Origin of the sequence: Mesorhizobium sp. M1143, from assembly GCF_040318435.1 — a bacterium.
GTDB lineage: Bacteria > Pseudomonadota > Alphaproteobacteria > Rhizobiales > Rhizobiaceae > Mesorhizobium.
Window position 1 is genome coordinate 22,125 of sequence record NZ_JAMYMJ010000035.1, and the last position, 24,457, is coordinate 46,581.

Genomic DNA, 24,457 nt, shown 5'->3' on the forward strand with positions numbered 1-24,457 from the left:
ACAGTTCGAAACTGTTCCGCGCGCAGGCGCCCTATGCCACAAACTGCCGCGCGAGGACCAGCACCACCGCCCCGGCCAGAAACATCGCCATCAGGCCGCCGCGCAGCGAGACCACAGCGGCGACGACCAGTGCCGCCCATTCCGCCGGTCCGGCGCTGAGTGCGGCGGGCGCCACCAGCGTCGTCAACACCGCCGCCGGCACGGCGTTCAAGCCAGCCTCGACGCGTGGATGGATGTGGTCGAAGCGCGAGATCACCAGATGGCCGCCGACGCGGGTGAGATAGGTGGCGATCGCGCCGGCAATGATGATCCACAAAGTCGCGCTCATCGTTTTGCCTCCACACCGCTATGGTGCGGCGGCAGGATGACGGCCAGAAGCACGCCTGCAACGGCGCCGATGGAGACGTGCCATGGCGATCCCACAGTTTTGTAGGCGATGATCGACGCCGCGGCGCTGGCGATCACCACCGGCAGCCACAGTGGCCGGTTGCGAAAGCCCATGACCAGCCCGAGGAAATAGATCGGCAGCAGGAAATCGATGCCGAGCGCATGCGTGTCGGGGATCAGCTTGCCGAACACCGCACCCAACGCGCTTTCAATCCCCCAGAACACATAGACCGGCAGGCCAAGGCCCATATACCAGGCAAAACCGACGGTCTCGCCGGCTTCGGCCCTGCGCTCGGCCACCGCGAATTGCGGATCGGTGAGCACGAAATAGCCCAGCCCCTGCTGGATGACCGGCCAGTGCGCGATTCGCCGGCCGATGCTGGCGGAGTAAAGCACGTGACGGAAGTTTACCGCGAAGATCGACAGCACGACCAGCCATGGCGCGACATGCTGGCCGAACAATTCGATGCCTACCATCTGGCTGGCGCCGCCGAAGATCAGCGCGCTCATTAAAAAAGCTTCGAGAACGGAAAAGCCGTTGTCGACGGCGATGGCGCCGAACAGCAGCCCAAATGGCGCCGCGGCGACAACCACCGGCATCGACAGCCGCACGCCGTCCCAGAATTCGCTGGCCACAGAATTTTCGCTTAAGGTCTCTGCCGACATGTCACATTCCCATCTCGCGCTGCTATGTAGGAGCCGGCGTTTGAAAAGTCAGACGAATTCGCTTGAGCCAACAAATCAGCGAAACTGATGTTGTAAAAAATGAGGGGTTCGGATGATCGCTTATGATTTCACCGGCAGGCACGCGGTCGTCACCGGCGCCGGTGGCGGTATGGGCGAGGCGATCTCGCTGGCGCTGCTCGAGGCCGGCGCCTCGGTCACCGCCATCGACGTCAAGCCGCGTCCGGCGTCGCTTGCCGCCTATGACGACCGGCTCACCTTTGCCCAGGGCGACCTCACCGACGCCGCCTTTGTCGAGCAGACCATCAACGCCGCGGGCCGCAAGCGCGGCGGCATCGATTATCTCGCCAATGTCGCAGGCGTGCTCTGGTTCGGCCGCGACAAGTCGGCCCTCGAGATGGACCTTGATGTCTGGGACCAGGTCTTCAACATCAATCTGAAATCCTTCGTCCACACCGCGCGGGCGGTGGTTCCGCATATGCGGGCCGGCGGACGCGGCGGCGCCATGGTGCACTTCTCCACCATCCAGTGGTATCGCGGCGATCCGACCCCGCAGGATGCCTACCAGGCATCGAAGGCCGGCGTCTGTGCGCTGTCGAAGTCGCTCGCCATGCAGTTGGCGGGCGATGGCATCCGCTCCAATTCGATCTGCCCGGGCATGGCGTTGACGCCGCTGCAGGCGCGCTGGGACACCGAGGAGAAACGCGCGGCCGTTGCCAATTATGCGCCGCTCGGCCGCATCGGCACGCCGCAGGACATGGCCAATGCCGCGCTCTTCCTGCTTTCCGATGCGGCAAGCTACATCACCGGCATCGAACTGGCAGTCGACGGTGGGCTTTTGATGCGGATGTAGCCGAGTAGCGCGCCGGGCTGATTTAGCTCCGCGGTGCCGTGCCCTGGATCGCCCTGCCCCAGTCAAGCAGCGGCTTGGCGCGCAAGGCGAAATCGACAAGCTCGTCGACCAGCGTCGGCGCGTGAATTCCAGCCGGATCGATCATGTGCTGGACATAGAAGTGCCGGTTGCGGATGGCGTCGACAAGATCGGGTTCGTTGACCTGTTCGAAGCCGCGCGGCGTGCGCTTCATGCGGCCCTCGGTTTCGAGTTCGAAGCCGTTTTTCTTCAGGGTTGAAAGCAGTTTTCGGAACTCGGCCGGCCGGGCGATAATCGCCTTGCGCATCGCCAGCAGCAGGGACGCCTCCGGATTCCACCAGGCGACATCGGCAAAGCAGCGGTCGATCCCGACATAGACGAAGAACACGCCCTGCTCCATCTTGGTGCCATCCGGCGACAGCATGGCCGACAAATGCTGGTTGTAGGGCCGCTTGTCCTTGGCGAAGCGCACGTCGCGGTTGATGCGAAACAGTGACTTCTTGCGGTCTCCGCGCAAGCCCAGACCCGCCGCCGCGAAGCGCTCCGTCAGCGTCTCGACCAGATCGCAGAACGGCTCATGCAACTCGCTGTCGTAAAGCGCGCGGTTTTCCTGGAACCATTCGCGGCTCTGGTGGAAGTCGAGCGCCTTGAGGAACGGGATGGCTTTTTGCCCGAACCCTTTGAACGAACCGGCCATCACGCCTTGCCGACCCGTTGCAGCCAGGTGTCCTCGTCGATGACTTCGACGCCGAGTTCACTGGCCTGCTTCAGTTTGGAGCCGGCGCCCGGCCCGGCCACCAGCAGATCGGTCTTCGCCGACACCGAACCCGCCACCTTGGCGCCGAGCCGTTCGGCCATCGCCTTGGCTTCGGAGCGTGTCATCTTTTCCAGCGTGCCGGTGAAGACGATGGTCTTGCCGGCAACCTCGCTGTCGGTCGACACGGTGACGACATACGGCTTCGGCTTGACCTGTTCGAGCAGTCTGTCGAGCACGTCGTCATTGCGTTCATTGCCGAAGAAATCGCGCAACGCATCGATCACTGTATCGCCAATGCCGTTGATGGAGGGGAAGACGCTGTGCGGATCCTCAGCCGCCGCCGTTTCCTTGCCGACGCGGATCAGCTCCTCGATGGTCGAAAACGTCCGGGCAAGCACGGCCGCCGTCGTTTCGCCGATATGGCGGATGCCGAGTGCGAAGATGAAGCGGTCGAGCTCCGGCTCGCGGCGCGAATCGATGGCCGCGAACAGCTTGTCGAGACCTTCATAATTGCGGTCCTCGACACCACGCACATTCTTGCGCGCCTTGCCCGATGCCGCCTCGCGCAGCCGCGCCTGCTCCTCGCGCCGCTCGGCCAGCGCCCTGGTGACGGCCGGGCGGCGATCCCTGAGGGTGAAGATATCGGCGGCGGTCTTGACCAGTCCCGAATTGAAGAACAGGTCGATATTCTCCGCGCCCAGCCCCTCGATGTCGAGCGCGCCGCGCGATACGAAATGACGCAGCCGCTCCACAGCCTGCGCGGCGCAGATCAGCTCGCCGGTGCAGCGCCGGCGGGAATCCTCCTTGCCGGTCTTCTCGTTGATTTCGCGCGTCGCCGGCGAGCCGCAGACCGGACAAATGTGCGGGAATTCGTAAGGCACCGCATCAGCCGGCCGCTTGTCGACGACCACGCTGACGATCTGCGGAATGACATCGCCCGCCCGTTGTATGACAACCGTGTCACCGATGCGGACATCGATGCCGTCGCGAATCGGCAGGCCGTTGCTGTCGAAGCCCTTGATGTAGTCCTCATTGTGCAGCGTGACGTTTTCGACCACCACGCCGCCGACCGTGACCGGCGCCAGCCGCGCCACCGGCGCCAGCGTACCGGTACGGCCGACCTGGATGTCGATCTTCTGCACCGTCGTCATCGCCTGTTCGGCCGGGAATTTGTGCGCAACGGCCCAGCGCGGCTCACCGGTGACAAAGCCCCAGCGACGCTGCAATTCCAGCTGGTCGACCTTGTAGACGACACCGTCGATGTCGTAGCCGAGCGACGAACGCAGCTCCTCGATCTTGTGGTAGTGCGCGATCAGCTCCTCGACCGACTTCGCCCGCACCATCAGCGGGCTGACCTTGAACCCCCATTCGGCGAATTTCTGCACCGAATCATATTGGGTCGGCGCCGGATCCGCTGTCGTGTAGCCCCAGGCATAGGCAAAAAATTTAAGATTGCGGCTGGCGGTGACGGACGCATCCTTCTGTCGCAAGGAGCCCGCTGCCGTGTTGCGCGGATTGACATAGTCCTGGCCGCCCACCGCCGCCGAGCGTACCTTCAGTGCCTCGAATTCCGCATAGGTCATGTAGACCTCGCCGCGGATCTCGATGGTCTCGGGCCAGCCCGATCCTTCCAGCTTGGCGGGGATGTCGGCGATGGTCCTGAGATTGGCGGTAATATCCTCGCCGACAGTGCCGTCGCCGCGCGTAGCACCCTGCACGAACACACCGCGTTCATAGCGCAGCGACGCCGACAGGCCGTCGATCTTCGGCTCGGCCGTAAACGCGATGTCGAGATCCTTGTCGCGGTCGAAGAAGCGCCGGCCACGCTCGATGAAATCGGTGACGTCCTCGTCTGTGTAGGCCTTGGCAAGGCTGAGCATCGGCACCGCATGGCGCACCTTGGCAAAGCCTTCCGCCGGCGCGGCGCCGACCCGCAGCGAGGGCGAATCCTCCCGCACCAGACCGGGAAACCGCTCCTCGATGGCAAGGTTGCGCCGCCGCAGCGCGTCATATTCCGCGTCCGTAATCGTCGGCGCGTCCTCGGCATGATAGCGCCGGTCATGACCGGCGATCTCCTCGGCCAGCCGCTGGAGCTCATCCGCGGCTTCGCTTTCGCTCAACGATTCGACTGGTTTTTCAGACATGCAGCGGTCCCTGGACAGTGGCGCGACACCATAAATCAGGATTTCGGAAAAAGCATTCCTGAACAGCGGGATGGAGCCATATCCTGACTCAGTCCGAAAGCCTTGCGACGACTACGCTGCAGCAATATTCTCGCGTAGCAGCCGTTCGGCGGCTGCGCGCGCCTCTTCGGTGATGGTGGCGCCGGCCAGCATGCGCGCAATCTCTTCCTGGCGCGCCGCCCGGTCCATCTCGGCAATGCCGGTGGCAACCTTGTCCGAGCCGCCGGATTTGGAGATCAGGAAATGCGTCGCAGCACGTGCCGCCACTTGCGGAGCATGCGTGACCGACAGCACCTGCACGCGCTTCGACAGCCTGGCCAGCCTTTGGCCGATCGCATCGGCCACGGCGCCGCCGACGCCGGTGTCGATCTCGTCGAAGACCAATGTCGGCGCCGAGCCACGGTCGGCCAGCGCCACCTTGAGCGCCAGCAGGAAGCGCGACAGCTCGCCGCCGGAGGCGACCTTCATCATCGGCCCAGGCCTGGTGCCGGGATTGGTGCGCACCCAGAACTCGACCTGGTCGATGCCTTCTTCCATGCGGTTCTCGCCATCGCTGGCCAGTTCGACGATGAACTCAGCCCGTTCCAGCTTCAGCGCCGGCAATTCGGCCATCACAGCCTTGGTCAGGCCGACCGCGGCCGCATGGCGAAGGGCGGAGAGCTGGGCTGCGGAAATATCGTAGGCTTCGCGCGCCGCTGAGGCCTGCTTTTCCAAGAGATGCAGGCGCCCCTCGCCGGCATCGAGATCGGCGAGATCGGCCAACATGGTGTCGCGCAGTTGCGCCAGATCGTCGACAGCGACACTGTGCTTGCGTGACGCCGCACGCAGCGAAAACAGCCGCTCTTCCGCCTTCTCCAGCCGCTGCGGGTCGTATTCGGTGGCGCGCAATGCCGCCTCGACGCCCGATTGCGCGGCATCCAGCGACAGCATCGCCTCATCCAGCGACTTCACCACATCCTCGAGCAGGCCCGGCGCTTCGCTGGCCTTGCGCTGCAGGCGCCTGAGCAAACTGGCCAGTTGCGGCAGTGGCGAGGACGGGCCTGACAGCACATCCTGCGCATCGTGTATTTCCGAGGCGATCTTTTCGGCCCGCATCATCGTGGCGCGCAATTCGGCCAGTTGCGTCTCTTCGCCGGGCTGCGGATCGAGCTTTGCCAGTTCCGCCACCGAGGCCCTGAGATAATCGGCCTCGCGCGCCGCTGCCTCGACCTTGGCGCGGTGCCTGGCAAACTCCTGCTCGGCGCCGCGCCAGTAGCGCCACGCCTCGCCGGTCGCGCGGGCGGCGCCGAGATGGCCGCCAAAACTGTCCAGCAATTCGCGATGCGCGCCTGGATCGACCAGGGCGCGCTCGTCATGCTGGCCGTGGATCTCGACCAGCGCGTGGCCGATGTCGCGCATCAGCGTGACGCTGGACGGCTGGTCGTTGACGAAGACACGGGTACGGCCATCCGCCGTCTGCAGCCGGCGCAGGATGATGTCGCCGTCATCCTCGATGGCGTTCTCGGCCAGCAGCGCGCGCACCGGGTGGTTGCGCGGCACATCGAAGACGGCAATGACCTGGCCCTGGGCAGCACCGTGCCGCACCAGCGAGGCGTCGCCGCGGGCGCCAAGCGCCAGCGACAGCGCGTCGAGAAGGATCGATTTGCCGGCGCCGGTTTCACCGGTCAGCACGGAAAGGCCGGGCTGGAAGTCGATATCCAGCTTCTCGATCAGGACGATATCGCGGATCGACAGTCTGGAAAGCATCAGAACCCGGACCTCAAGCAATTCCAGGAAAAGTGCGTAGCGGTTTTCCGTCCGGAATTGCGTAGAACAAAAAGTTAGGACGGTTCAGCGCCTCAATCAAACCACTGAACCGCTGTGAAGCGGCATGCGACCGATGGAGTCGCAGCGCCGCACTATCTTTTTGTTTGAGCGTCGGATCAATCCGAAAAGCGCGTTCCGCCTCAGTCGATGCTCGGGCGTCAGGCGCCGGTGATCAGCTTGCCGGCCTTGGATATCCACGATCCGGCATTCTCGCGCGGCTCAAGCCCGTTGCTCTGCAACAGCTTGTAGGTATCCTTGTACCATTGGCTGTCGGGATAATTGGTGCCGAGCACCGCAGCGGCGGTTTGCGCTTCCGAGGTCAAGCCCATCGCGTAGTAGCTTTCGGCCAGACGCGCCAGCGCCTCTTCGACATGGCGGGTGTTGGAATAGTTCTCGACCACGTTGCGGAAGCGCTTGACGGCAGCAATGTATTCGCGCCGCTCGAGATAATAGCGGCCGATCTGCATCTCTTTGCCGGCCAGCTGGTCGTTGGCGAAACGGATCTTTTCCTTGGCGTCGTCGACATATTCCGACGTCGGCCAGCGCGTCACCAGATCCTGCATCGTCTGCACGGTCTGGCGTGCTTCCTTCTGATCCTGGGTGACGTCCTTGATCTGCTTGTAGTAGCTCAGCCCGATAATATACTGGGCGTAAGCCGCGTCGTCGGTCGACGGATAAAGCGTCAGATAGCGCTTGGCCGAGCCGATTGCTTCGTCATAACGGCCTGCGCGATAGTCGGCGAAGGCGCCCATCACCATCGATTTGCGGGCGAATTCCGAATAGGGGTGCTGGCGGTCGACGGCGTCGAACTTCTTGCTCGCCTCATCCAGGCGGCCGGCATTGAGATTGGCAAGGCCTTGATTGTAAAGGACGTCGGCCGGTTCGGTCTGGTCGACATAGGTCGACAGGTCGACGTCTTTCTCGGACGACATGCAGGCCGAGAGGAAGAGCGATGGCACAACCACCGAAAGCGCCAGGAAAACAGCCCGATACGGCGCTTTCGATTGACCAACTCGCTTGAAGAACATGATTGGATTGCGCCCTTTCGGCGTTAGTTGAATGCCTTTCGCATGGTGTTCCCTCAAAACTGATCCCCACTTTTGAGCGACATGCGCCTAACAGACGGCAGCAGCCATAAACCATAACTGCCTTGCCCAGCAACGCTATGTCTAGCCAATCGCACATTTTTGTGGCGGCTTGGTGTTGCCCCGAATGCTACGCACTTTCACTGGCCGGTGATGCTTTCGTGCAACACCGGCCAGCGTTCAGAAAGCCAGAAAATCGTTAAGAATCAGATCACCCAGGGCGCAAAGACAGGGCCGGTGACGGCGCTCATCTCGGCGGTGCGGCCGCGCTCGCGGCGCGTGGTCTCGACGACCTCGAAGGCCGAACGGTCGGACAGAAGCCGCCGCAAAGCGGCCGCATTCATCCGGTGACCGCCGCGATAGGAGCGGAAACAACCAATGAAACGGGCGCCGGCCAGCGCCAGATCGCCCATCGCGTCCATCGTCTTGTGGCGAGCGAACTCATTGGGGTAGCGCAGGCCGCCCATGTTGATCACCCGGTTGTCGTCGCCGATCACCAGCGAGTTCTCCAGCGAGGAGCCCAGCGCATAGCCGGCCGCCCACAGCCGCTCGACATCCTTCATGAAGCCGAAGGTGCGGGCGCGCGCGATATCCTGGCGAAAGATGTCGGGGTTGATGTCGGAGGCGAATAGCTGGCGGCCGATCGCCGGGCTTTCGAAATCGATCTCGACCTCGAAGCGCGTGCCGCTATAGGGCCTGAACTCGGCCCAGGACGCGCCATTCTCGATGCGGACGGGCTTGACCACCCTGATGTAGCGGCGCTTGACCGCCAGCGTCTCGATGCCGGCTTGGTCGATGGCTTCCACGAACGCCACCGCACTGCCATCGAGGATCGGAACCTCATGACCGTCGATCTCGATGACGATGTTGTCGATGCCGAGCCCGAAAAGCGTCGCCATCAGATGTTCGACGGTGGCGATATGCTCGCCTGCCGGATCGCCGAGCATGGTGCAGAGATCGGTCGCGCCGACTTCAGCAACCAGCGCGCGGAACTCGCGGCTCTCGCTTCCGTTCGAAAGGTGGAAGAGCACGCCGGTGTCAGCGTCCGCAGGGAGGAAATTGACGGTGACCGGTTTGCCGCTGTGAACGCCGGTACCGGTCAGCGTTGCACGCGATTTCAGTGTCGTCTGATAGTCTTGCAAGACAAACCCCATAGCCCAAACGCCTAAGTCCGCTTTAACCCAAAAGGCGCGGCTCTTTTTTATCGGCAGGCAGGGCCACTTCCCCGAATCCCAGCACACCGAAAGTGCTGCGGCAAAGATAATGGTCTGTCAGGGAGACTCCAAATCACGGTTTCTTACTCTGTGTAACCGCGCCAGACCTTGAGCGTCACATCGTAACGCCTTGTTATTAAACCCCTTTAAACGTTAACAGGCAGACAATCTCTCGTCTGCCTGTTAACAAGTGTTACATACCGTTAACGGCTCAGTTGGCCTGGCGGCGCAGGAAAGCCGGTATCTCCAGCTGGTCGTCTTCCTGGGTCGACCTGGTCTGCGGCGTCAACCGGCCCTGATCGTCGAGCTGGCCGCGGCGCGGCGCGTAAAGCTGCGGATCCTGGCTGGCAAGGCGGCGCATTTCCGGCGCCGCCTGGCGCAGTTTCGGTTCGCGCGGCTGTGCCGGCTGCAACCGGGCCGGCTCTTCTTCGCGGCGCGTCAGTCCGTTGGTCAGCCGCTTGAGCAGCCCCATCGGCCCGCTGTTTTCATGGTCGGCCGGACGGCCCTTGGCTTCCACCTCGGCCCGCACCACCGGCGGAAAATCCTCCACCCGCGGCATGCGCTGCGGTGCGGCAGCCACCGGCTGCGGCATTTCCCGCAGCGGCGCCGGTTGCATCACCTGCTGCACGACAGGCTGCGGCTGGGCAGGCGGGGCCTGGAAGATCTTGCTCTGCGGGCGGAAATCTTCCGCCTGGGCCATCGGCGCCGGACGAGCCATTGCCGCCGCATTGGCCTCGGCAAGCTGGATCGCCTCGGCCACCGGATCGGCCGCGCGCTGCTCATAGGTCTGCTGCTGGACCGGTGCCGGACGGCCTTCCGCCCCCGAAGCCGCTGGGCGGCTGACCGGCTTCTGCTGCGGCGGCACGGCCCGGATCGAGATCGGCGCCGCGGCAATTTCAGCTGCCGATTTGTCGATGCCGGTGGCGACCACCGAGACGCGGATGACGCCTTCGAGTTCCTCGTCGAAGGTGGCGCCGAGGATGATGTTGGCGTCCTGATCGACTTCCTCGCGGATGCGGGTCGCGGCCTCGTCGACTTCGAACAGGGTCAGGTCGCGGCCGCCGGTGATCGAGATCAGCAGGCCCTTGGCGCCCCTCATCGAGGTCTCGTCGAGCAACGGATTGGCGATCGCCGCCTCGGCGGCGGCCATCGCGCGGCCCTCGCCCGAAGCTTCGCCGGTGCCCATCATCGCCTTGCCCATTTCGCGCATCACCGAACGCACGTCGGCGAAGTCGAGATTGATCAGACCTTCCTTGACCATCAGGTCGGTGATGCAGGCAACACCGGAGTAGAGCACCTGGTCGGCCATGGCGAAGGCGTCGGCAAAGGTGGTCTTGTCATTGGCCAGCCGGAACAGGTTCTGGTTGGGGATGACGATCAGGGTATCGACACATTTCTGCAGCTCCTCGATGCCGAGATCCGCCGTCTTCATGCGGCGCTGGCCTTCGAAATGGAACGGCTTGGTGACGACGCCGACGGTGAGGATACCCCGTTCGCGCGCCGCGCGGGCAACCACGGGAGCCGCACCGGTTCCGGTGCCGCCACCCATACCGGCGGTGACGAAGCACATATGGGTGTTGGAGAGATGATCGATGATCTCATCGATGCACTCTTCCGCCGCCGCACGGCCCACTTCAGGCTGCGAGCCGGCGCCGAGCCCCTCGGTGACATGCGCGCCGAGCTGGATCAGCCGCTCGGCCTTCGACATGGTCAGCGCCTGTGCATCGGTGTTGGCCACGACGAACTCGACACCGCGCAAGCCCGCGGTGATCATGTTGTTGACGGCATTGCCGCCGCCGCCGCCGACACCGAATACGGTGATCCGCGGCTTGAGCTCGGTGATGTCCGGCTTTTGCAGATTGATCGTCATTGTCTCCGTCCTTTGCCTTTCCCGCCGCTTCGCCGCCGCGGCCGCCTATGGGGCTGTCCCCGTCAATTAGAAACTGTCTCTCAACCACTGACTCATGCGATGCAGTTTTCCGCCCGTCCCGGTCATCCTGAGACCGGAAATTCCTTTCGCCGGATGGCTCTCGAAGCTCGCCATCTGCGGATAGATCAGCAGCCCGACCGCCGTCGAGAAAGCCGGCCCCTTGGCAGCTTCCGGCAGGCCCGCCACGCCGAGCGGGCGTCCGATGCGCACATTGCGTCCCAGAATGCGGCGCGCCGCCTCGGGGAGACCCGCAAGCTGGCTGGCGCCGCCGGTCAGCACGACGCGTTTTCCCACGGCATTGCCGTAGCCCGACTTGTTCAGCCGGTCGCGCAACAGTTCCAGCGTCTCGTCGATGCGGGCGCGGATGACGCGCGTCATCACCGAGCGCGGGATCTGCAGCGGCATCTCGCCGTCTTCGCCGATCGGCTGGATCGAGACCAGGTCGCGATCGTCGGCACTGCCAGGCAGCGCCGAACCATGCATCACCTTCAGCCGCTCCGCGGCGTCGAGCGAGGTCGACAGGCCCTTGGCCATATCGAGCGTCACATGATTGCCGCCGATGGCAATGGCATCGGCGTGGACGAATTTGCCTTCCGAAAACACCGAGATGGTCGTCGTGCCGCCGCCCATGTCGATGCAGGCCGCACCCATTTCCAGTTCGTCGTCGACTAGGGCCGCAAGCCCGCTGGCATAGGGCGTCGCCACCATGCGCTCGACCGAAAGATGCGAGCGGTTGATGCAGAGCTCCAGATTGCGCAGCGGCGCGGCATCGCCCGTCAGCACATGCATATCGACGCCGAGCTGGTCGCCGACCATGCCGCGCGGATCGCGCACGCCGCGCTCGGCGTCCAGCGAAAAGCCGACGGGCAGCGAATGGATCACGTCGCGTTCGGCCTTGAGCGCCTGCTTGGCGCCGGCGGCAAGCACGCGCTTGATGTCGGCTTCGTCGGCCTGATGGCCACCAAGATTGATGGTGGCCGAATAGGTTTCGCTCTTCAGCCGGCCCGCCGTCATGTTGACGATCAGCGAATCCACGGTCAGTCCCGCCATGCGTTCGGCTGCGTCGACGGACAGGCGAATGGCGTGCTCCGCGCGGTCGAGATCGACGACCACGCCCGACTTCACGCCTTGCGATTTCTGGTGGCCGATGCCGATCACCTGGATGCGGTGCGAGCGGCCGCGCAACAGCTTGCCGTCCTCGCGCGGCTTCAGTTTCGCCACCACGCAGCAAACCTTGCTCGAGCCGACATCCAGCACGGTGAGCGTGCCGGAACGCCGCGAAGAGGCATCGCTGTTGCCGCCAAGCCAGCTCATATCTTCGTCCCCGACTTGCGCTTCAGATTTTGCGGCTTTTCATTGAGCGCGGCCTGGCGCTGCGTCGCCGCTTCCGGCGTCAGCTGCACCACCAGGCGATCGGAGATGCGCATGTCGACGGCGGCGATGTCCCGCGTCAGAAGCCCGTTGTCGTGGTCCATCCGAACCAGATCGGCGATCGCCTGATCCTCGCCATCCTCGGGCAGCTTGATCGTGATGCCGTTTTCCAGCTTAAGGTCCCAGCGCCGTTCGCCGATGCGGATATAGCCTTTGACCCGAGCCGCGAGCTCGGGAAATTTGTTGATCTTGGCCACGAAGTCGGGGGCCTTGGCCGGCGCGCCGGTGCCGATGATCAGCGGCAGCAGCGCCTGCTTGCCGCCGGAGAACGGCGCGATCACCGCGCCGGAGCGTTCGATGACCGAAAGCTCCGCGCCCTGCTGCCAGAGCGCGAAGGGCTCGCGCTCCTCGACACGCACTTCCAGCGTATGTGGATAGACCTTGCGCACCGCCGCCACCTCGACCCAGGGCAAGGTATCAATACGTTCACGCGCGGCCTCGGCATCGAAGCCGATCAGTGACGTCCAGCCGTCGAGCTCGAGCCGGTCCAGTATGTCGATCTCCGAAGTCTGGCGGTTGCCGACCACCTTGATCTGGTCGACGGCAAAGCCGGTCCGGGCGGTGATGCTCTGGACGATGTCGTCGGCATGACCGCCGAGAATGGCGCCGTAGAGGCTGCTCGATGCAATGAGCGAAGCCGAAAGGATGGCCGCGGAAAAGCGCGGCGCGACGAAGTCACCGCCGCCCAGGCGCGCCAGCACGCGCACCGGCCGGCGCAGCACGCGCGGCAGCACGAAATGGTCAAACGACAACGACATGCCGAACAGCGCCGGCCCGGCGCCGCCCCTGCCCTTGTCCTGTCCCCATTTCAACGCAGACACGAAGCGTCCTCCACCATCCAACTCAACAATTCGCCAAACGAGTGCCCGGCCTGGGCGGCGATTTCAGGCACCAAAGACGTCGGCGTCATGCCCGGCTGAGTGTTGATCTCGAGCCAGACAATCTCGCCGTTTTCGGAGTGACGGTCGTCATAGCGGAAGTCCGATCGGGAAACGCCCCGGCAGCCGATAGCCAGATGTGCCTTGAGTGCCAGTGTCTGTATTTTTTGGTAAATATTTGATGAAATTTTAGCAGGGATTTCGTGTTTTGATCCGCCGGCGACGTATTTTGAATCATAGTCGTAGAAGGAATGGCCGGTCGGAATGATCTCGCAGACGCCGAGCGCCACGTCGCCCATGACGGCGCAGGTCAGCTCGCGCCCATGGATGTAGCGCTCGACCATGACGGTCTCGCCATATTTCCATTCGGACGAGCCGATGACCTGCGGCGGATGCGACTGCCCTTCATGCACGATGACGACGCCGAAGCTTGAGCCTTCATTGACCGGCTTGACCACGTAGGGCGGCTTCATCGGATGCTTGTTCTGGATGGCAAAGCGGCTGGCAACCTTCGATTCCGCCACCGCGATGCCGGCAGCCTTGGCGACCTTCTTGGCTTGCTCCTTGTTCATGGCGAGCGCCGAGGCGAGCACGCCCGAATGGGTGTAGGGAATGGCCAGATATTCGAGGATGCCCTGGATGGTGCCGTCTTCACCGAACGGGCCGTGCAGTGCGTTGAAGACGACATCGGGCTTGAGTTCGGTGAGCACGGCGCCGACATCGCGCGCAACATCGACGCGGGTAACCTGGTAGCCTTCATTCTCAAGCGCATCCGCACACGCCTTTCCCGAAGACAGAGACACGGGCCGCTCGGACGAGAATCCGCCCAGGAGGACAGCCACATGCTTGTTCTTCATATCCCGTCATCCCTCTCACGGCGGGCCCGCAACCACGCATTCAGCGACCAGATTGAGTCCGAGTCTCCCGGCAGGTTGCCCCCCCAGACGGAAAACGCGGTCGACGCGTCGAACGACTCAAATCAGGAAACGCTTTAAGGCAGAGAATCAGAGAGTTGATTCGCTGGCAAGTGCTTATGATTCCGACAGATTCACTTTCCGCGAAAACGGCCGGAAAAAGCGTGTTGTGAGTCTTTGGAGCAACGGTGGCGCTGTTGTTTCAGACCGTTTGAAGTTCAAGCATCACATGAACTTCAGCTTGCGCTAAAGAAGCTGTCCGAGGAATTCCTGCACGGCATGGCCGGGGCGGAAATTGCCGAGCCGCTTGATTTCCCACTGCAGGCGGATGCCTGAATTTTCAAGCACGCGGGCGCGCACCGTCTCGCCGAGATATTCGAGGTCGTATCCGGTCGCTGTTCCGGTGTTGATCATGAAGTTGCAGTGCATCGGCGACATCTGCGCGCCGCCGATCATCAGCCCGCGGCAGCCGGCCTTGTCGATTTCCTTCCAGGCCGAGGTGCCTTCCGGATTCTTGAAGGTCGAGCCGCCGGTCTTCTCGCGGATCGGCTGCACCGTCTCGCGATGCATCTGGACGGCGTCCATAGCCGCCTTGATCGCCTCCTGGTCTTCCAGAACACCTTCGAAAACCGCGGAGGTGAAGATCAGCCCGGCAGGTGCGGCCGAGTGACGATAGGCATAGCCCATGTCTTCATTGCTGAGGGTGTGGAGATTGCCCTTGCGGTCGAGCGCCCGAACCTCGACGACACGTTCCCGCGTCTCGACGCCATTGGCGCCGGCATTCATCCTCAGCGCCCCGCCGATGGCGCCGGGAATGCCGTGATAGAAATGAAAGCCGCCAATACCGGCCTCATAAGCGACGGCCGCGACGCGCTTGTCGGGCGTCGCAGCACCGGCCTTGATGACGGTCGGCGAAACCACCTCGGCCTCGCCAAAGCCCTTGGCCGAAAGCCGGATGACGAAACCTGGAATGCCGCCGTCGCGCACCAGGAGGTTGGAGCCGACACCGACGATGGTGAGCGGGATGTCTTCCGGCACGGCGCGCAGGAAGGCAGCCAGATCCTCCTCGTCGGCCGGCTGGAATAGGGCGTCCGCCAGACCGCCGGCGCGGAACCAGGTGATCTTGTCCATCTCGGCATTGGGCGTGATGCGGCCGCGCAGGCCGGCAAGCCGGTCGCCAAGTTTGTCGAGCAGGTCCTGGCCGCGCATCATGAGACGGTACCGCCGAGTTCCCCAGGCAGCGCATAGGCCCATTGGGTGATGTTGCCGGCGCCCAGGAAGATGACGAAGTCGCCCGGTTTCGCCAACGCGCGGATGACGGGCGAAATCGCGGCAGGGGTTTCGACGTAGCGCGCATCGCGATGGCCCCCGGACCGGATGCGCGACACCAGCGCCTCCGAGGTCACGCCGTCGATCGGCTCCTCGCCCGCCGCATAGACCGGCGCCACCATCACCGTGTCGGCATCGTTGAAACAGACCGAAAATTCGTCGAACAGATCGTGCAGCCGGGTGAAGCGGTGCGGCTGCGCAATGGCGATGACGCGGCCCTTGGTAGCGCTGCGGGCCGCCTTCAGCACCGCCGTGATCTCGACCGGGTGGTGGCCGTAATCGTCGAAGATGTCGACGCCGTTCCACGAGCCGGTGTGGGTGAAGCGCCGCTTGACGCCGGCAAAGGACGACAGCCCCTTCTTGATCGCTTCGGCCGACAGGCCGAGTTCATGCGCGACCGCGATTGCGGCGGTGGCGTTGGAGACGTTGTGGCGGCCGGGCATCGGCAGCCGCAGATCAGATATCGTCGTCTGGCCGCCGGTCTTGCGGTCGCGGATCACCACGTCGAATGCCGAGACGGCACCGGCCATGCGGTGGTTGGTGAAACGCACATCGGCCTGTGCGTTCTCGCCATAGGTGATGACGCGGCGGTCCTCGATGCGGCTGACCAGCGCCTGTACTTCCGGATGGTCGGTGCACATCACGCCAAAACCGTAGAACGGCACGTTCTCGACGAATTGCCGGAACGCCTCGCGCACCTTGTCGAAACTGCCATAATGGTCCAGATGCTCGGGATCGATGTTGGTGACGACGGCGATCTCGGCCGGCAGCTTGAGGAAGGTGCCGTCGCTTTCGTCGGCTTCGACCACCATCCACTCGCCATCGCCCATACGGGCATTGGTGCCATAGGCATTGATGATGCCGCCATTGATCACCGTCGGGTCGAGCCCGCCGGCATCGAGCAGCGTCGCCACCATCGACGTGGTTGTGGTCTTGCCATGCGTGCCACCGATCGCGACCGCCTGGCGGAAGCGCATCAGTTCGGCCAGCATCTCGGCCCGGCGGACAATTGGGAGCAACTTCTCCCGCGCGGCCTTCAGCTCGGGATTGGATTTCTTGATCGCGGTGGAGACGACCACCACTTCGGCGGCGCCGATATTCTCGGCCTTGTGGCCGACAAAGCATTCGATGCCCTTGTCGCGCAGCCGCTGGACATTGGCGCTGTCGGCCTGGTCCGAACCCTGCACCTTGTAGCCGAGATTGTGCAGAACCTCGGCGATGCCGCTCATGCCGATGCCGCCAATGCCGATGAAATGCACAAGGCCGATGGTCTGCGGCATCTTCATCAATGCGTCCCTTTCCTGAAATCCGAAACGGTTTTTCTGGACGCAATAGCCTCTGTGAGATCAGCGAGCAACCGTGCCGCGTTCGGCCGGCCAGCCGACTTCGCTCCGGCAGCCATGGCCGTCAGCCGCTCGGGAGTGTCCATCAGCCCGCCAATGAGAGCCGCGATGCGCTCCGGCGACAGTGACGATTGCGGATGCACCTCGCCGCCGCCCGCCGCGGCAAGGGCGGCTGCGTTCGCCGCCTGATCGTGATCCAGCGCATAGGGATAAGGCACCAGCAGCGCCGGCCGGCCGATGACGGCGATCTCCGAAACCGTCGAGGCGCCGGAGCGCGAGATCACCAGATGCGCCGCGCCCATGCGCTGTGCCATATCGGTGAAGAAGGGCGAGACCTCGACATGGACGCCGAGTGCCGCATAGCCAGCCTTCACCCGCGCCACGTCGTCGGCGCGGGCCTGCTGGGTGATCACCAGCCGCTTGCGCTGCGCCTCCGGCAGAAGTGCGATCGCCGTCGGCATGGCGTCGGAAAAGAACTGCGCGCCCTGGCTGCCGCCGAACACCAGGAGCCTGAACGGATCCGCCCCTTTGGATGCGGTGTAGGGCGTCTTGGCCGCCTCCAGGATTGGCGGCCTGACCGGATTGCCTGTCGTCACCGTCTTGGCGCCTGTGGCACTTTCATCTTGCGGCAGGAAGCCGCCGGCAATGGCATCGACGCGCCCGGACAGCGCCCGGTTGGCGCGGCCCATCACTGCGTTCTGCTCATGGATCAGCGTCGGCAGCTTGCGCCGCGTCGCGGCATAGAGCGGTGGCAAGGTCGGATAACCGCCAAAGCCGACGACCGCATCAGGCTTGATCCTGGCCATGACGGCGGAGGCCTGGCGCACGCCGCGCCAGATCTTCCAGAACGCGCCAAGCAGCGCGACAGGGTTTTTCGAGCCCATCGTCGCCGACTGGATCGGATGGATGGCGGCGGCCGGGAAATGGCCGGCAAAGCGCTCGGCGCGGTCGTCCGTCGCCAGATGCACGCCCCAGCCGCGCTCGATCAGCTCATGCGCCAGCGCCTCGGCCGGAAACAGATGTCCACCGGTTCCGCCAGCCGCGAGAAGGATCACACCCCGCGCCATATCACTCCGCCGGCAGGGCGCGCTGCGACAGGGCAAAGCCCATCTGCTTGCGCTTTTCCGGTCGCTTGCGGGTCAGCGCCAGCACCATGCCCATCGAGATGGCAATGGCGATCTGCGAGGAGCCGCCATAGGAGATGAAAGGCAGCGTCATGCCCTTGGCCGGCATCAGCTGCAGGTTGACGCACATGTTGATGACCGACTGCAGGCCGAACACGGTGACGAGACCGCCGACGGCGTAGCGGGTGAAATCATCATGTTCCTTCAGCGCCGTGCTGAGGCCGCGCAGCACGATGAAGGCGAAGATCGACATGATGAAGAAGCACATGATCAGCCCGAACTCTTCGCCGGCGACCGAAAAGACGAAGTCGGCATGCGCGTCGGGGATGACGCGCTTGACCGTGCCCTCGCCCGGGCCGACGCCGAACCAGTGGCCGTTGATCAGCGCCTCGCGGCCCATGTCGACCTGGAACGTGTCGCCTTCGCCGGTCAGGAATTTGTCGATGCGGGCGGCGACGTGCGGGAACACCGTATAGGCGGCAAACAGGCCGCCGGCGCCGGTGGCGCCAAGCGCGATGATCCATAGCCATGGCAGGCCGGCCATGAAGAACATGACGCCCCAGGTGCCGGTCACCAGCATGGTCTGGCCGAGATCGGGCTGCGCCACCAGAAGCGAGATGACCAGGATCAGCAGCAGCATGGCAAACAAATTGCCCGGGATGTCGGGCTGGCGCTTGTGTTCGGCGAACAGCCAGGCGCAGACGATGACGAAGGCGGGTTTCAGGAATTCCGACGGCTGGATCGACATGCCGACAAACGACACCCAGCGCCGCGCGCCCTTCACCTCGACGCCGATGTAGAGCACGGCCACCATCAGCACCAGCATGATGCCCAGGATGATCAGCGCCATGCGCCGGATCTGCCGCGATTCCAGGAAGGAGACCGCCAGCATCACGCCGAGCGCCGGCACGGTGAAGATGATCTGCCTGGTGGCAAAGTGGAAACTGTCGAGGCCGATGCGTTCGGCCACCGCCGGGCTTGCCGCAAAGGACAAGACGATGCCAAGCCCCATCAGCGACAGGAACGCCGCCAGGAACCAGCGATCGATCGTCCACCACCAGGTTGCAACCGGGCTTTTGTCGAGACGGCTTTGCATTATCGTGCCCCTCCGATGGGTTTCACGCCCTCGATAGCATTCGCAGCTTGCCTGAAGGCTTCGCCGCGAACTTCGAAATTCTTGAACTGGTCGAAACTGGCGCAGGCCGGCGACAGCAGCACCACCGCCTCGCCGCTGTCATCCTTGGCCGCGTCTTTCGCGGCATGGTCGACCGCGGCGGCCAGCGTGCCCGAGATTTCATAGGGCACGGCTTCGCCGAGCGTCGCCGAGAACGCGGGCGCCGCCTCGCCGATCAGATAGGCCTTGGCGATGCGTGGGAAAGAACCGCGCAGCGGCTCGATGCCGCCTTCCTTGGGCAGTCCGCCGGCGATCCAGTAAATGCGCGAAAAACTCGACAGCGCGGGTGCCGCCGCATCGGCATTGGTCGCCTTGGAATCGTTGACAAACAGCACGTGGTCCTTGCGTCCGACCTGCTCCATGCGATGCGCGAGGCCTGGAAAGCTCTCCAGTCCCGCCTGGATCTCGCCCAGGCTCAAGCCGACCCTGAGGCAGGCGGCAACAGCGGCAAGCGCGTTCTGCGCATTGTGCTGGCCGCGCAACGAACCGATGCCTTCGAGGAAGGCGACGCGGCTGTAGCGGCCATGGACGGCTTCCATCAGATCGGAACCGTCTGCGAAATAACCGTCGGTCAGCGGCAGCCGCTTGGAGATGCGGATCACCTCCCGGCCCGCCCTCTCCAGCCGGTCAGCGATCTGCGCGCACCAGGAATCGTCAACGCCGACGATCGCCGTCTCGCTGCCGGCAACCAGCCGCTCCTTGATCGAAGCGTAATGCTGCATGGTGCCGTGGCGGTCGAGATGGTCGGGCGTCAGGTTGAGCAGGATGCCGGCCGTCGGGTTGATCGAGGGCGCGAGATCGATCTGGTAGGACGAACACTCGACGACATAGTCCCGGTCAGCCTGCGGTGGATCGAGCGTCATGATGGCCCGGCCGATATTGCCGCCCATCTGCGTGTCGCGCCCTGCCGATTTGAGGATATGCGCGGTCAGCGCCGTGGTCGTCGACTTGCCGTTGGTGCCGGTGATAGCGATGAACGGCGCATCAGGCGCGCGCGCAATCCGCTCGCGGCAGAACAATTCGATATCGCCGATCACTTCGACGCCGGAGCCACGCGCCAGCTCCACCGTCCAGTGCGGCTTGGGATGCGTCAGCGGCACGCCGGGCGAGAGCACGAAGGCCGAGAATTTCGACCAGTCGGCGCCGCGCAGATCGGCGGTCGCAATGCCTTGGTCAGCGGCCTTGGCGACGCTATCGGGATTGTCGTCCCACGCCAGCACGTCGGCGCCGCCCTCGATCAGCGCGCGCGCCGTGGCGATCCCCGAGCCACCGAGCCCGAAGAGCGAAACGCGTTTGCCCGAAAAGGATGCGGCGGGAATCAAGCGGGTTCCTATCTCAGCTTGAGGGTCGACAGGCCGACCAGCGCCAGGATGACGGCGATGATCCAGAAGCGGATCACCACCTGGCTTTCGGTCCAGCCGAGCTTTTCGAAATGATGATGGATCGGCGCCATCAGGAACACGCGCTTGCCGGTCATCTTGAAGTAGCCGACCTGGATGATGACCGACAGGATTTCCACGACAAACAATCCACCGACGATGACCAGCACGATCTCGTGTTTGGTGGCGACGGCGACCGTACCGATCAGGCCGCCCATGGCCAGCGAACCGGTGTCGCCCATGAAGATCGCCGCCGGCGGCGCGTTGAACCAGAGGAAGCCGAGGCCGGCGCCGTTGACGGCGCCGAGCACGACGGCCAGTTCGCCGGTGCCGGGCACGAAATGGATCTGCAGGTATTCGGCGAACACCGCGTTGCCGGAGAGGTAGGCGATGACGCCAAAGGATGCCGCCGCGATCATGATCGGCACGATCGCCAGCCCGTCGAGGCCATCGGTCAAATTCACCGCATTGCCGGCGCCGACAATGACGAAGCAGGAGAACGGCACGAAGAACCAGCCGAGATTGATGATGAATTCCTTGGCGAAGGGGAAAGTCAGCGACGATGAGAACGGCGCCTGGCCATTATGCATGATCGCCCAGGCGGCGATGCCGGCGATGACGAATTCCAACGCCAGCCGCGCCTTGCCGGAAAAGCCGAGATGCGACTGCTTGGTTACCTTGAGATAGTCGTCGTAAAAGCCGATCGAACCGAAGCCCAGCGTCACCAAGAGCACCACCCAGACATAGATCGAGGAGAGGTTCGCCCATAGAAGCGACGAGCCGACGATGCCGCACAGGATCATCAGCCCGCCCATGGTCGGCGTGCCGGCCTTCTTGAAATGCGTCTGCGGGCCATCGGCGCGGATCGGCTGGCCCTTGCCTTGCCGCAGCCTCAGCGAATTGATGATGGTCGGCCCGAAGATGAAGACGATCAGCGCCGAGGTGATCAGCGCACCGCCGGTGCGGAAAGTTATGTAGCGGAAGACATTGAAGACCGAGACCTTGTCCGCAAAATCGACGAGCAATGTAAACATACGATTCCGTTCCCCGGACTAGTTCTGTTTCGTGCCTGCGGCTTCCGCCGGATATTTGCCGAGCAAGGCCTCGACCAGCTTTGAAAAGCCGATGCCTTTCGACGATTTGATCATCACCACGTCGCCGGCCTTCAGCGTCGACAACAGCAGCGGCTTCAATTCCTCGGCGCCGGCGCGGTATTCCGTTTTGATCTCGTCGGGCAGGATGTCTGCCAGCGCCCGCATTTCCGGACCGCCGAGAAAGACCGTGTTTGTGCCGGTGCCGACGATCAACTCGGCAAGGGCTGCATGGAGCTTGGCCGAATGGTCGCCGAGCTCGAGCATGTCGCCGAGCACGGCGATGCGCCGGCCCTCGCCCGTGACAGGCGTCGCGTTGAGCAGCGCCATGGCAGCAGCCATCGAGGCCGGATTGGCGTTGTAGCTCTCGTCGATCAGTGTGATCGGTCCCTTGGGGTGGCGAAGCATATGGCGCTTCCCACGGCCACGCTCGGCCGACAGATCGGCCAGTGCCAAGGCCACCTTGCCGATGTCGGCTTCAACCAAATGCGCGGCGCCGAGCACCGCCAGGACGTTCTGTACCATGTGGCGGCCGGGCGCGCCGATGCGCGCCGTCACATCCTGCCCGCCGATCCTGGCGGTGATGTCGGAATGATCGGCATGCAGCTCGCATTTGGTCAGCTTGTAGGTCGACCGTGCATTCTCGCCGAAGCCAAAGACATGTTCGACGCCGGCGGCTCGCGCCATCTTGTCGAGCAGCTTCCATCGCGCATCGTCGCGGTTGAGCAAGGCCGCACCGCCGGGCTCGATGCCTTCAAAAATCTCGGCCTTGGCCTTGGCGATCTCGTCGAGATTTCTAAAGAAGCCGAGATGCGCGGCGGCGATCATCGTGACGATGGCCACATGTGGCCGGACCATCTTGACCAACGGCCGGATCTCGCCGGGATGGTTCATGCCGATCTCGAACACCGCATAGTCGCAATCGCCGGGCATGCGCGCCAGCGTCAGCGGCACGCCCCAATGATTGTTGAAGGACTGCGCCGAAGCATGCACCGTGCCGACGGCCGACAGCACATGACGCAGCGCCTCCTTGGTGGTGGTCTTGCCGGCCGATCCGGTCACCGCGATGATTTTTGCGCTGGAACGGGCGCGGGCGGCAACACCGAGTTTCTCCAGTGCTGCCAGCACATCCTGCACGACGATCATCGGCGCCGTCAGCCGCCCAAGCGACGGCAATTTGCCCTCGGCGACGACCAGAACGCCGGCGCCGGCCTTGATCGCCGCGGTCGCGAAGTCATGGCCGTCCATCGCCTCGCCCTTGATGGCGAAGAAGGCGTCGCCCGGCTGCAGGCTGCGGCTGTCGATCGAGATCCCCGAAATTCCCTCCGGCATCGGCCCGAGCGGCCGACCGCCCATGGCGTCGACCAGCGCCTCGGAAGTCCAGAGCACGCTCATGCGGCCCGCTCCCGCAGCGCCGACCGGACTTCTTCGTGGTCGGAGAACGGAAAAGTCTCGGCGCCGATGGTCTGGCCCTCTTCATGGCCCTTGCCTGCAACGATCAGCGTATCGCCCGCTTTCAGCATGGCGACCGCTTCGTGGATCGCCTTGCGGCGGTCGCCGATTTCAATGGCGCCGGGTGCGGCTGCCAGGATCGCGGCACGGATCGTTTCCGGCACTTCCGAGCGCGGATTGTCGTCGGTGACGATGACGACATCGGCGAGCCGCGTGGCGATTCCGCCCATGATCGGCCGCTTGCCCCGGTCGCGGTCGCCGCCGCAGCCGAACACGACGATGACGCGGCCGGTGGTGAATGGGCGCACGGCGGCCAGTACATTTTCCAGCGCATCCGGCTTGTGGGCATAGTCGACATAGACGGGCGCGCCATTGGCGGTGGCGCCGACAAGGTCGAGCCGTCCCGGTGCCCCCTGAAGTTTCTCTAATGCCATCAAAGCTTTGGCGACCGGCGTTCCAGTGGAAATGGCCAGCCCGGCCGAAACCAGGGCATTGGCGATCTGGAAGTCACCTGCGAGCGGCAGGTCGATCTCGTAGAGCACGCCGTCGGCTTCGACCTCGGCGCGCTGGCGGTGGCGCTCGTGCTCGACCCGCTTCAGGCGCAGGAAATCGCCATGGCGGCCGACCGTCAGCACATTGAGCCCGGCGGCCGGCGCAGCCTGGATGGTCGGCGCCGACCACGGATCGTCGGCAAAGATGACCGCTGGCGCGCCTTTCGGCAGCAGCGTGTCGAACAGGCGCAATTTGGCGCGATGGTAGTCCTCGACCGTCGGATGATAGTCCATATGGTCGCGGCCGAGATTGGTGAAACCGCCCGCGGCGAGCTTGACGCCATCAAGGCGGCGCTGGTCGAGACCATGGCTGGAAGCCTCCATCGAGGCGTGGGTGACGCCGGCCTCCGCCAATTCCTTGAGCAACTGGTGCAAAGCCACTGGATCGGGTGTGGTCAACGAACCGTAGTCGTTGCGGCCCGGCGCCACCACGCCGGTGGTGCCAATGGACGCGGCGGCAAAGCCGGCCTGCTCCCAGATCTGCCTGGTGAAGGCGGCGACCGAGGTCTTGCCTGCGGTGCCGGTAACCGCAACCATGGTCTCCGGCTGGCTGCCGAAGAAACGTGCTGCGCTCAGCGCCAGCGCCAGGCGTGGGTCGTCGACGCTGAGCACCGGGACGGACAGGCCGGAAACGGCGCTGGCGTTGCCAACGACAACCGCCGCTGCGCCGCGCTTTGCCGCATCGGCGGCATAGGCCGAACCATCCGCCTTGCTGCCGGCGAGCGCGAAAAAGACCACGCCGGTCTTGACCGTGCGGGAATCCGACGAAATCCCGGTTACCTCCACATCGCGGGAAGATGTTCCCTCGACAGGCAGGATACCGGCTAAATCTCTCAGGTGCATCGAACCCCGTTTATCTCAACAAAATGGCGCG

The 24,457-nt window shown here is 64.0% G+C and carries 20 protein-coding genes; 1 reads left to right on the top strand and 19 read right to left on the bottom strand.

Translation table 11 applies throughout. The features are described from left to right. Positions 1-31: 31 nt before the first annotated feature. Both NKH35_RS21385 and NKH35_RS21390 read right to left on the bottom strand, forming a co-directional pair. Positions 32-328, bottom strand: coding sequence for an AzlD family protein (locus tag NKH35_RS21385; protein ID WP_023741691.1), 297 nt, complete (start codon positions 326-328; stop codon positions 32-34). After that, the gene (locus tag NKH35_RS21390) at positions 325-1,053 is read right to left on the bottom strand and encodes an AzlC family ABC transporter permease (RefSeq protein WP_352637157.1); all 729 of its coding nucleotides are present in this window, start codon (positions 1,051-1,053) and stop codon (positions 325-327) included. The genes NKH35_RS21385 and NKH35_RS21390 overlap by 4 nt, the downstream gene beginning before the upstream one ends. 112 nt (positions 1,054-1,165) lie before the next feature. On the opposite strand from NKH35_RS21390, the gene NKH35_RS21395 reads away from it, so the two are divergent. After that, positions 1,166-1,924, top strand: coding sequence for an SDR family NAD(P)-dependent oxidoreductase (locus NKH35_RS21395; protein WP_023688040.1), 759 nt, complete (start codon positions 1,166-1,168; stop codon positions 1,922-1,924). A gap of 22 nt (positions 1,925-1,946) precedes the next feature. Here the strand turns inward: NKH35_RS21395 and NKH35_RS21400 are convergent, their stop codons facing one another. The 17 genes from NKH35_RS21400 to NKH35_RS21480 all read right to left on the bottom strand — a co-directional run bounded on the left by NKH35_RS21400 (position 1,947) and on the right by NKH35_RS21480 (position 24,426). Further along, the gene (locus NKH35_RS21400) at positions 1,947-2,639 is read right to left on the bottom strand and encodes a DUF2461 domain-containing protein (RefSeq protein ID WP_352637159.1); all 693 of its coding nucleotides are present in this window, start codon (positions 2,637-2,639) and stop codon (positions 1,947-1,949) included. After that, entirely contained in the window at positions 2,639-4,843 is a 2,205-nt protein-coding gene (gene ligA / locus NKH35_RS21405; RefSeq protein WP_352637161.1) for an NAD-dependent DNA ligase LigA, read from the bottom strand. Before ligA ends, NKH35_RS21400 begins: the two co-directional genes overlap by 1 nt. A 111-nt stretch (positions 4,844-4,954) precedes the next feature. Then, complete coding sequence (gene recN / locus NKH35_RS21410; RefSeq protein ID WP_023690878.1) at positions 4,955-6,628, bottom strand: DNA repair protein RecN; 1,674 nt, start codon at positions 6,626-6,628, stop codon at positions 4,955-4,957. 218 nt (positions 6,629-6,846) lie between these two features. Further along, on the bottom strand, positions 6,847-7,716 hold the full coding sequence (locus NKH35_RS21415) for an outer membrane protein assembly factor BamD (RefSeq protein WP_023668284.1): 870 nt from the start codon (positions 7,714-7,716) through the stop codon (positions 6,847-6,849). Positions 7,717-7,979: 263 nt separating this feature from the next. Continuing rightward, entirely contained in the window at positions 7,980-8,927 is a 948-nt protein-coding gene (gene lpxC, locus NKH35_RS21420; protein WP_023668283.1) for a UDP-3-O-acyl-N-acetylglucosamine deacetylase, read from the bottom strand. A 271-nt stretch (positions 8,928-9,198) separates the two neighbouring features. After that, positions 9,199-10,857 (bottom strand): cell division protein FtsZ, encoded by a 1,659-nt coding sequence (gene ftsZ, locus NKH35_RS21425; protein ID WP_023744605.1) that lies wholly within the window; start codon positions 10,855-10,857, stop codon positions 9,199-9,201. Positions 10,858-10,923: 66 nt separating this feature from the next. Beyond that, a complete protein-coding gene (gene ftsA, locus NKH35_RS21430; protein ID WP_023688034.1) occupies positions 10,924-12,231 on the bottom strand; it encodes a cell division protein FtsA in 1,308 nt (435 codons plus the stop codon). Continuing rightward, complete coding sequence (locus tag NKH35_RS21435) at positions 12,228-13,169, bottom strand: cell division protein FtsQ/DivIB (protein WP_023682134.1); 942 nt, start codon at positions 13,167-13,169, stop codon at positions 12,228-12,230. The genes ftsA and NKH35_RS21435 overlap by 4 nt, the downstream gene beginning before the upstream one ends. Beyond that, positions 13,157-14,083 carry a D-alanine--D-alanine ligase gene (locus NKH35_RS21440; protein WP_023668279.1) on the bottom strand — a complete coding sequence of 309 codons (927 nt, stop codon included), beginning with the start codon at positions 14,081-14,083 and terminating at the stop codon, positions 13,157-13,159. The genes NKH35_RS21435 and NKH35_RS21440 overlap by 13 nt, the downstream gene beginning before the upstream one ends. 303 nt (positions 14,084-14,386) lie before the next feature. Continuing rightward, positions 14,387-15,352, bottom strand: a complete 966-nt coding sequence (gene murB, locus NKH35_RS21445) for a UDP-N-acetylmuramate dehydrogenase (RefSeq protein ID WP_352812621.1) — start codon at positions 15,350-15,352, stop codon at positions 14,387-14,389. Then, a complete protein-coding gene (gene murC, locus NKH35_RS21450; protein ID WP_023668277.1) occupies positions 15,349-16,755 on the bottom strand; it encodes a UDP-N-acetylmuramate--L-alanine ligase in 1,407 nt (468 codons plus the stop codon). The genes murB and murC overlap by 4 nt, the downstream gene beginning before the upstream one ends. Continuing rightward, positions 16,755-17,879 (bottom strand): undecaprenyldiphospho-muramoylpentapeptide beta-N-acetylglucosaminyltransferase, encoded by a 1,125-nt coding sequence (gene murG / locus NKH35_RS21455; protein ID WP_023699607.1) that lies wholly within the window; start codon positions 17,877-17,879, stop codon positions 16,755-16,757. Before murG ends, murC begins: the two co-directional genes overlap by 1 nt. A 1-nt stretch (position 17,880) precedes the next feature. Further along, complete coding sequence (gene ftsW / locus NKH35_RS21460) at positions 17,881-19,032, bottom strand: putative lipid II flippase FtsW (RefSeq protein WP_023668275.1); 1,152 nt, start codon at positions 19,030-19,032, stop codon at positions 17,881-17,883. Further along, positions 19,032-20,432 (bottom strand): UDP-N-acetylmuramoyl-L-alanine--D-glutamate ligase, encoded by a 1,401-nt coding sequence (murD, locus tag NKH35_RS21465; RefSeq protein WP_352812623.1) that lies wholly within the window; start codon positions 20,430-20,432, stop codon positions 19,032-19,034. The genes ftsW and murD overlap by 1 nt, the downstream gene beginning before the upstream one ends. Positions 20,433-20,440: 8 nt before the next feature. Next, positions 20,441-21,523: a phospho-N-acetylmuramoyl-pentapeptide-transferase gene (gene mraY / locus NKH35_RS21470; RefSeq protein WP_352916300.1), complete on the bottom strand. Its 1,083-nt coding sequence runs from the start codon at positions 21,521-21,523 to the stop codon at positions 20,441-20,443. Between the two features lie 18 nt (positions 21,524-21,541). After that, complete coding sequence (locus tag NKH35_RS21475) at positions 21,542-22,975, bottom strand: UDP-N-acetylmuramoylalanyl-D-glutamyl-2,6-diaminopimelate--D-alanyl-D-alanine ligase (protein WP_023741697.1); 1,434 nt, start codon at positions 22,973-22,975, stop codon at positions 21,542-21,544. After that, positions 22,972-24,426: a UDP-N-acetylmuramoyl-L-alanyl-D-glutamate--2,6-diaminopimelate ligase gene (locus NKH35_RS21480; protein WP_352916303.1), complete on the bottom strand. Its 1,455-nt coding sequence runs from the start codon at positions 24,424-24,426 to the stop codon at positions 22,972-22,974. Before NKH35_RS21480 ends, NKH35_RS21475 begins: the two co-directional genes overlap by 4 nt. Positions 24,427-24,457: the final 31 nt, after the last annotated feature.

Coding starts and splice junctions, on each gene's coding strand:
- NKH35_RS21385 (WP_023741691.1), bottom strand. CDS start 328: ATGAGCGCGACTTTGTGGATCATCATTGCCGGCGCGATCGCCACCTAT.
- NKH35_RS21390 (WP_352637157.1), bottom strand. CDS start 1,053: ATGTCGGCAGAGACCTTAAGCGAAAATTCTGTGGCCAGCGAATTCTGG.
- NKH35_RS21395 (WP_023688040.1), top strand. CDS start 1,166: ATGATCGCTTATGATTTCACCGGCAGGCACGCGGTCGTCACCGGCGCC.
- NKH35_RS21400 (WP_352637159.1), bottom strand. CDS start 2,639: ATGGCCGGTTCGTTCAAAGGGTTCGGGCAAAAAGCCATCCCGTTCCTC.
- ligA (WP_352637161.1), bottom strand. CDS start 4,843: ATGTCTGAAAAACCAGTCGAATCGTTGAGCGAAAGCGAAGCCGCGGAT.
- recN (WP_023690878.1), bottom strand. CDS start 6,628: ATGCTTTCCAGACTGTCGATCCGCGATATCGTCCTGATCGAGAAGCTG.
- NKH35_RS21415 (WP_023668284.1), bottom strand. CDS start 7,716: ATGTTCTTCAAGCGAGTTGGTCAATCGAAAGCGCCGTATCGGGCTGTT.
- lpxC (WP_023668283.1), bottom strand. CDS start 8,927: ATGGGGTTTGTCTTGCAAGACTATCAGACGACACTGAAATCGCGTGCA.
- ftsZ (WP_023744605.1), bottom strand. CDS start 10,857: ATGACGATCAATCTGCAAAAGCCGGACATCACCGAGCTCAAGCCGCGG.
- ftsA (WP_023688034.1), bottom strand. CDS start 12,231: ATGAGCTGGCTTGGCGGCAACAGCGATGCCTCTTCGCGGCGTTCCGGC.
- NKH35_RS21440 (WP_023668279.1), bottom strand. CDS start 14,083: ATGAAGAACAAGCATGTGGCTGTCCTCCTGGGCGGATTCTCGTCCGAG.
- murB (WP_352812621.1), bottom strand. CDS start 15,352: ATGATGCGCGGCCAGGACCTGCTCGACAAACTTGGCGACCGGCTTGCC.
- murC (WP_023668277.1), bottom strand. CDS start 16,755: ATGAAGATGCCGCAGACCATCGGCCTTGTGCATTTCATCGGCATTGGC.
- murG (WP_023699607.1), bottom strand. CDS start 17,879: ATGGCGCGGGGTGTGATCCTTCTCGCGGCTGGCGGAACCGGTGGACAT.
- ftsW (WP_023668275.1), bottom strand. CDS start 19,032: ATGCAAAGCCGTCTCGACAAAAGCCCGGTTGCAACCTGGTGGTGGACG.
- mraY (WP_352916300.1), bottom strand. CDS start 21,523: ATGTTTACATTGCTCGTCGATTTTGCGGACAAGGTCTCGGTCTTCAAT.
- NKH35_RS21475 (WP_023741697.1), bottom strand. CDS start 22,975: ATGAGCGTGCTCTGGACTTCCGAGGCGCTGGTCGACGCCATGGGCGGT.
- NKH35_RS21480 (WP_352916303.1), bottom strand. CDS start 24,426: ATGCACCTGAGAGATTTAGCCGGTATCCTGCCTGTCGAGGGAACATCT.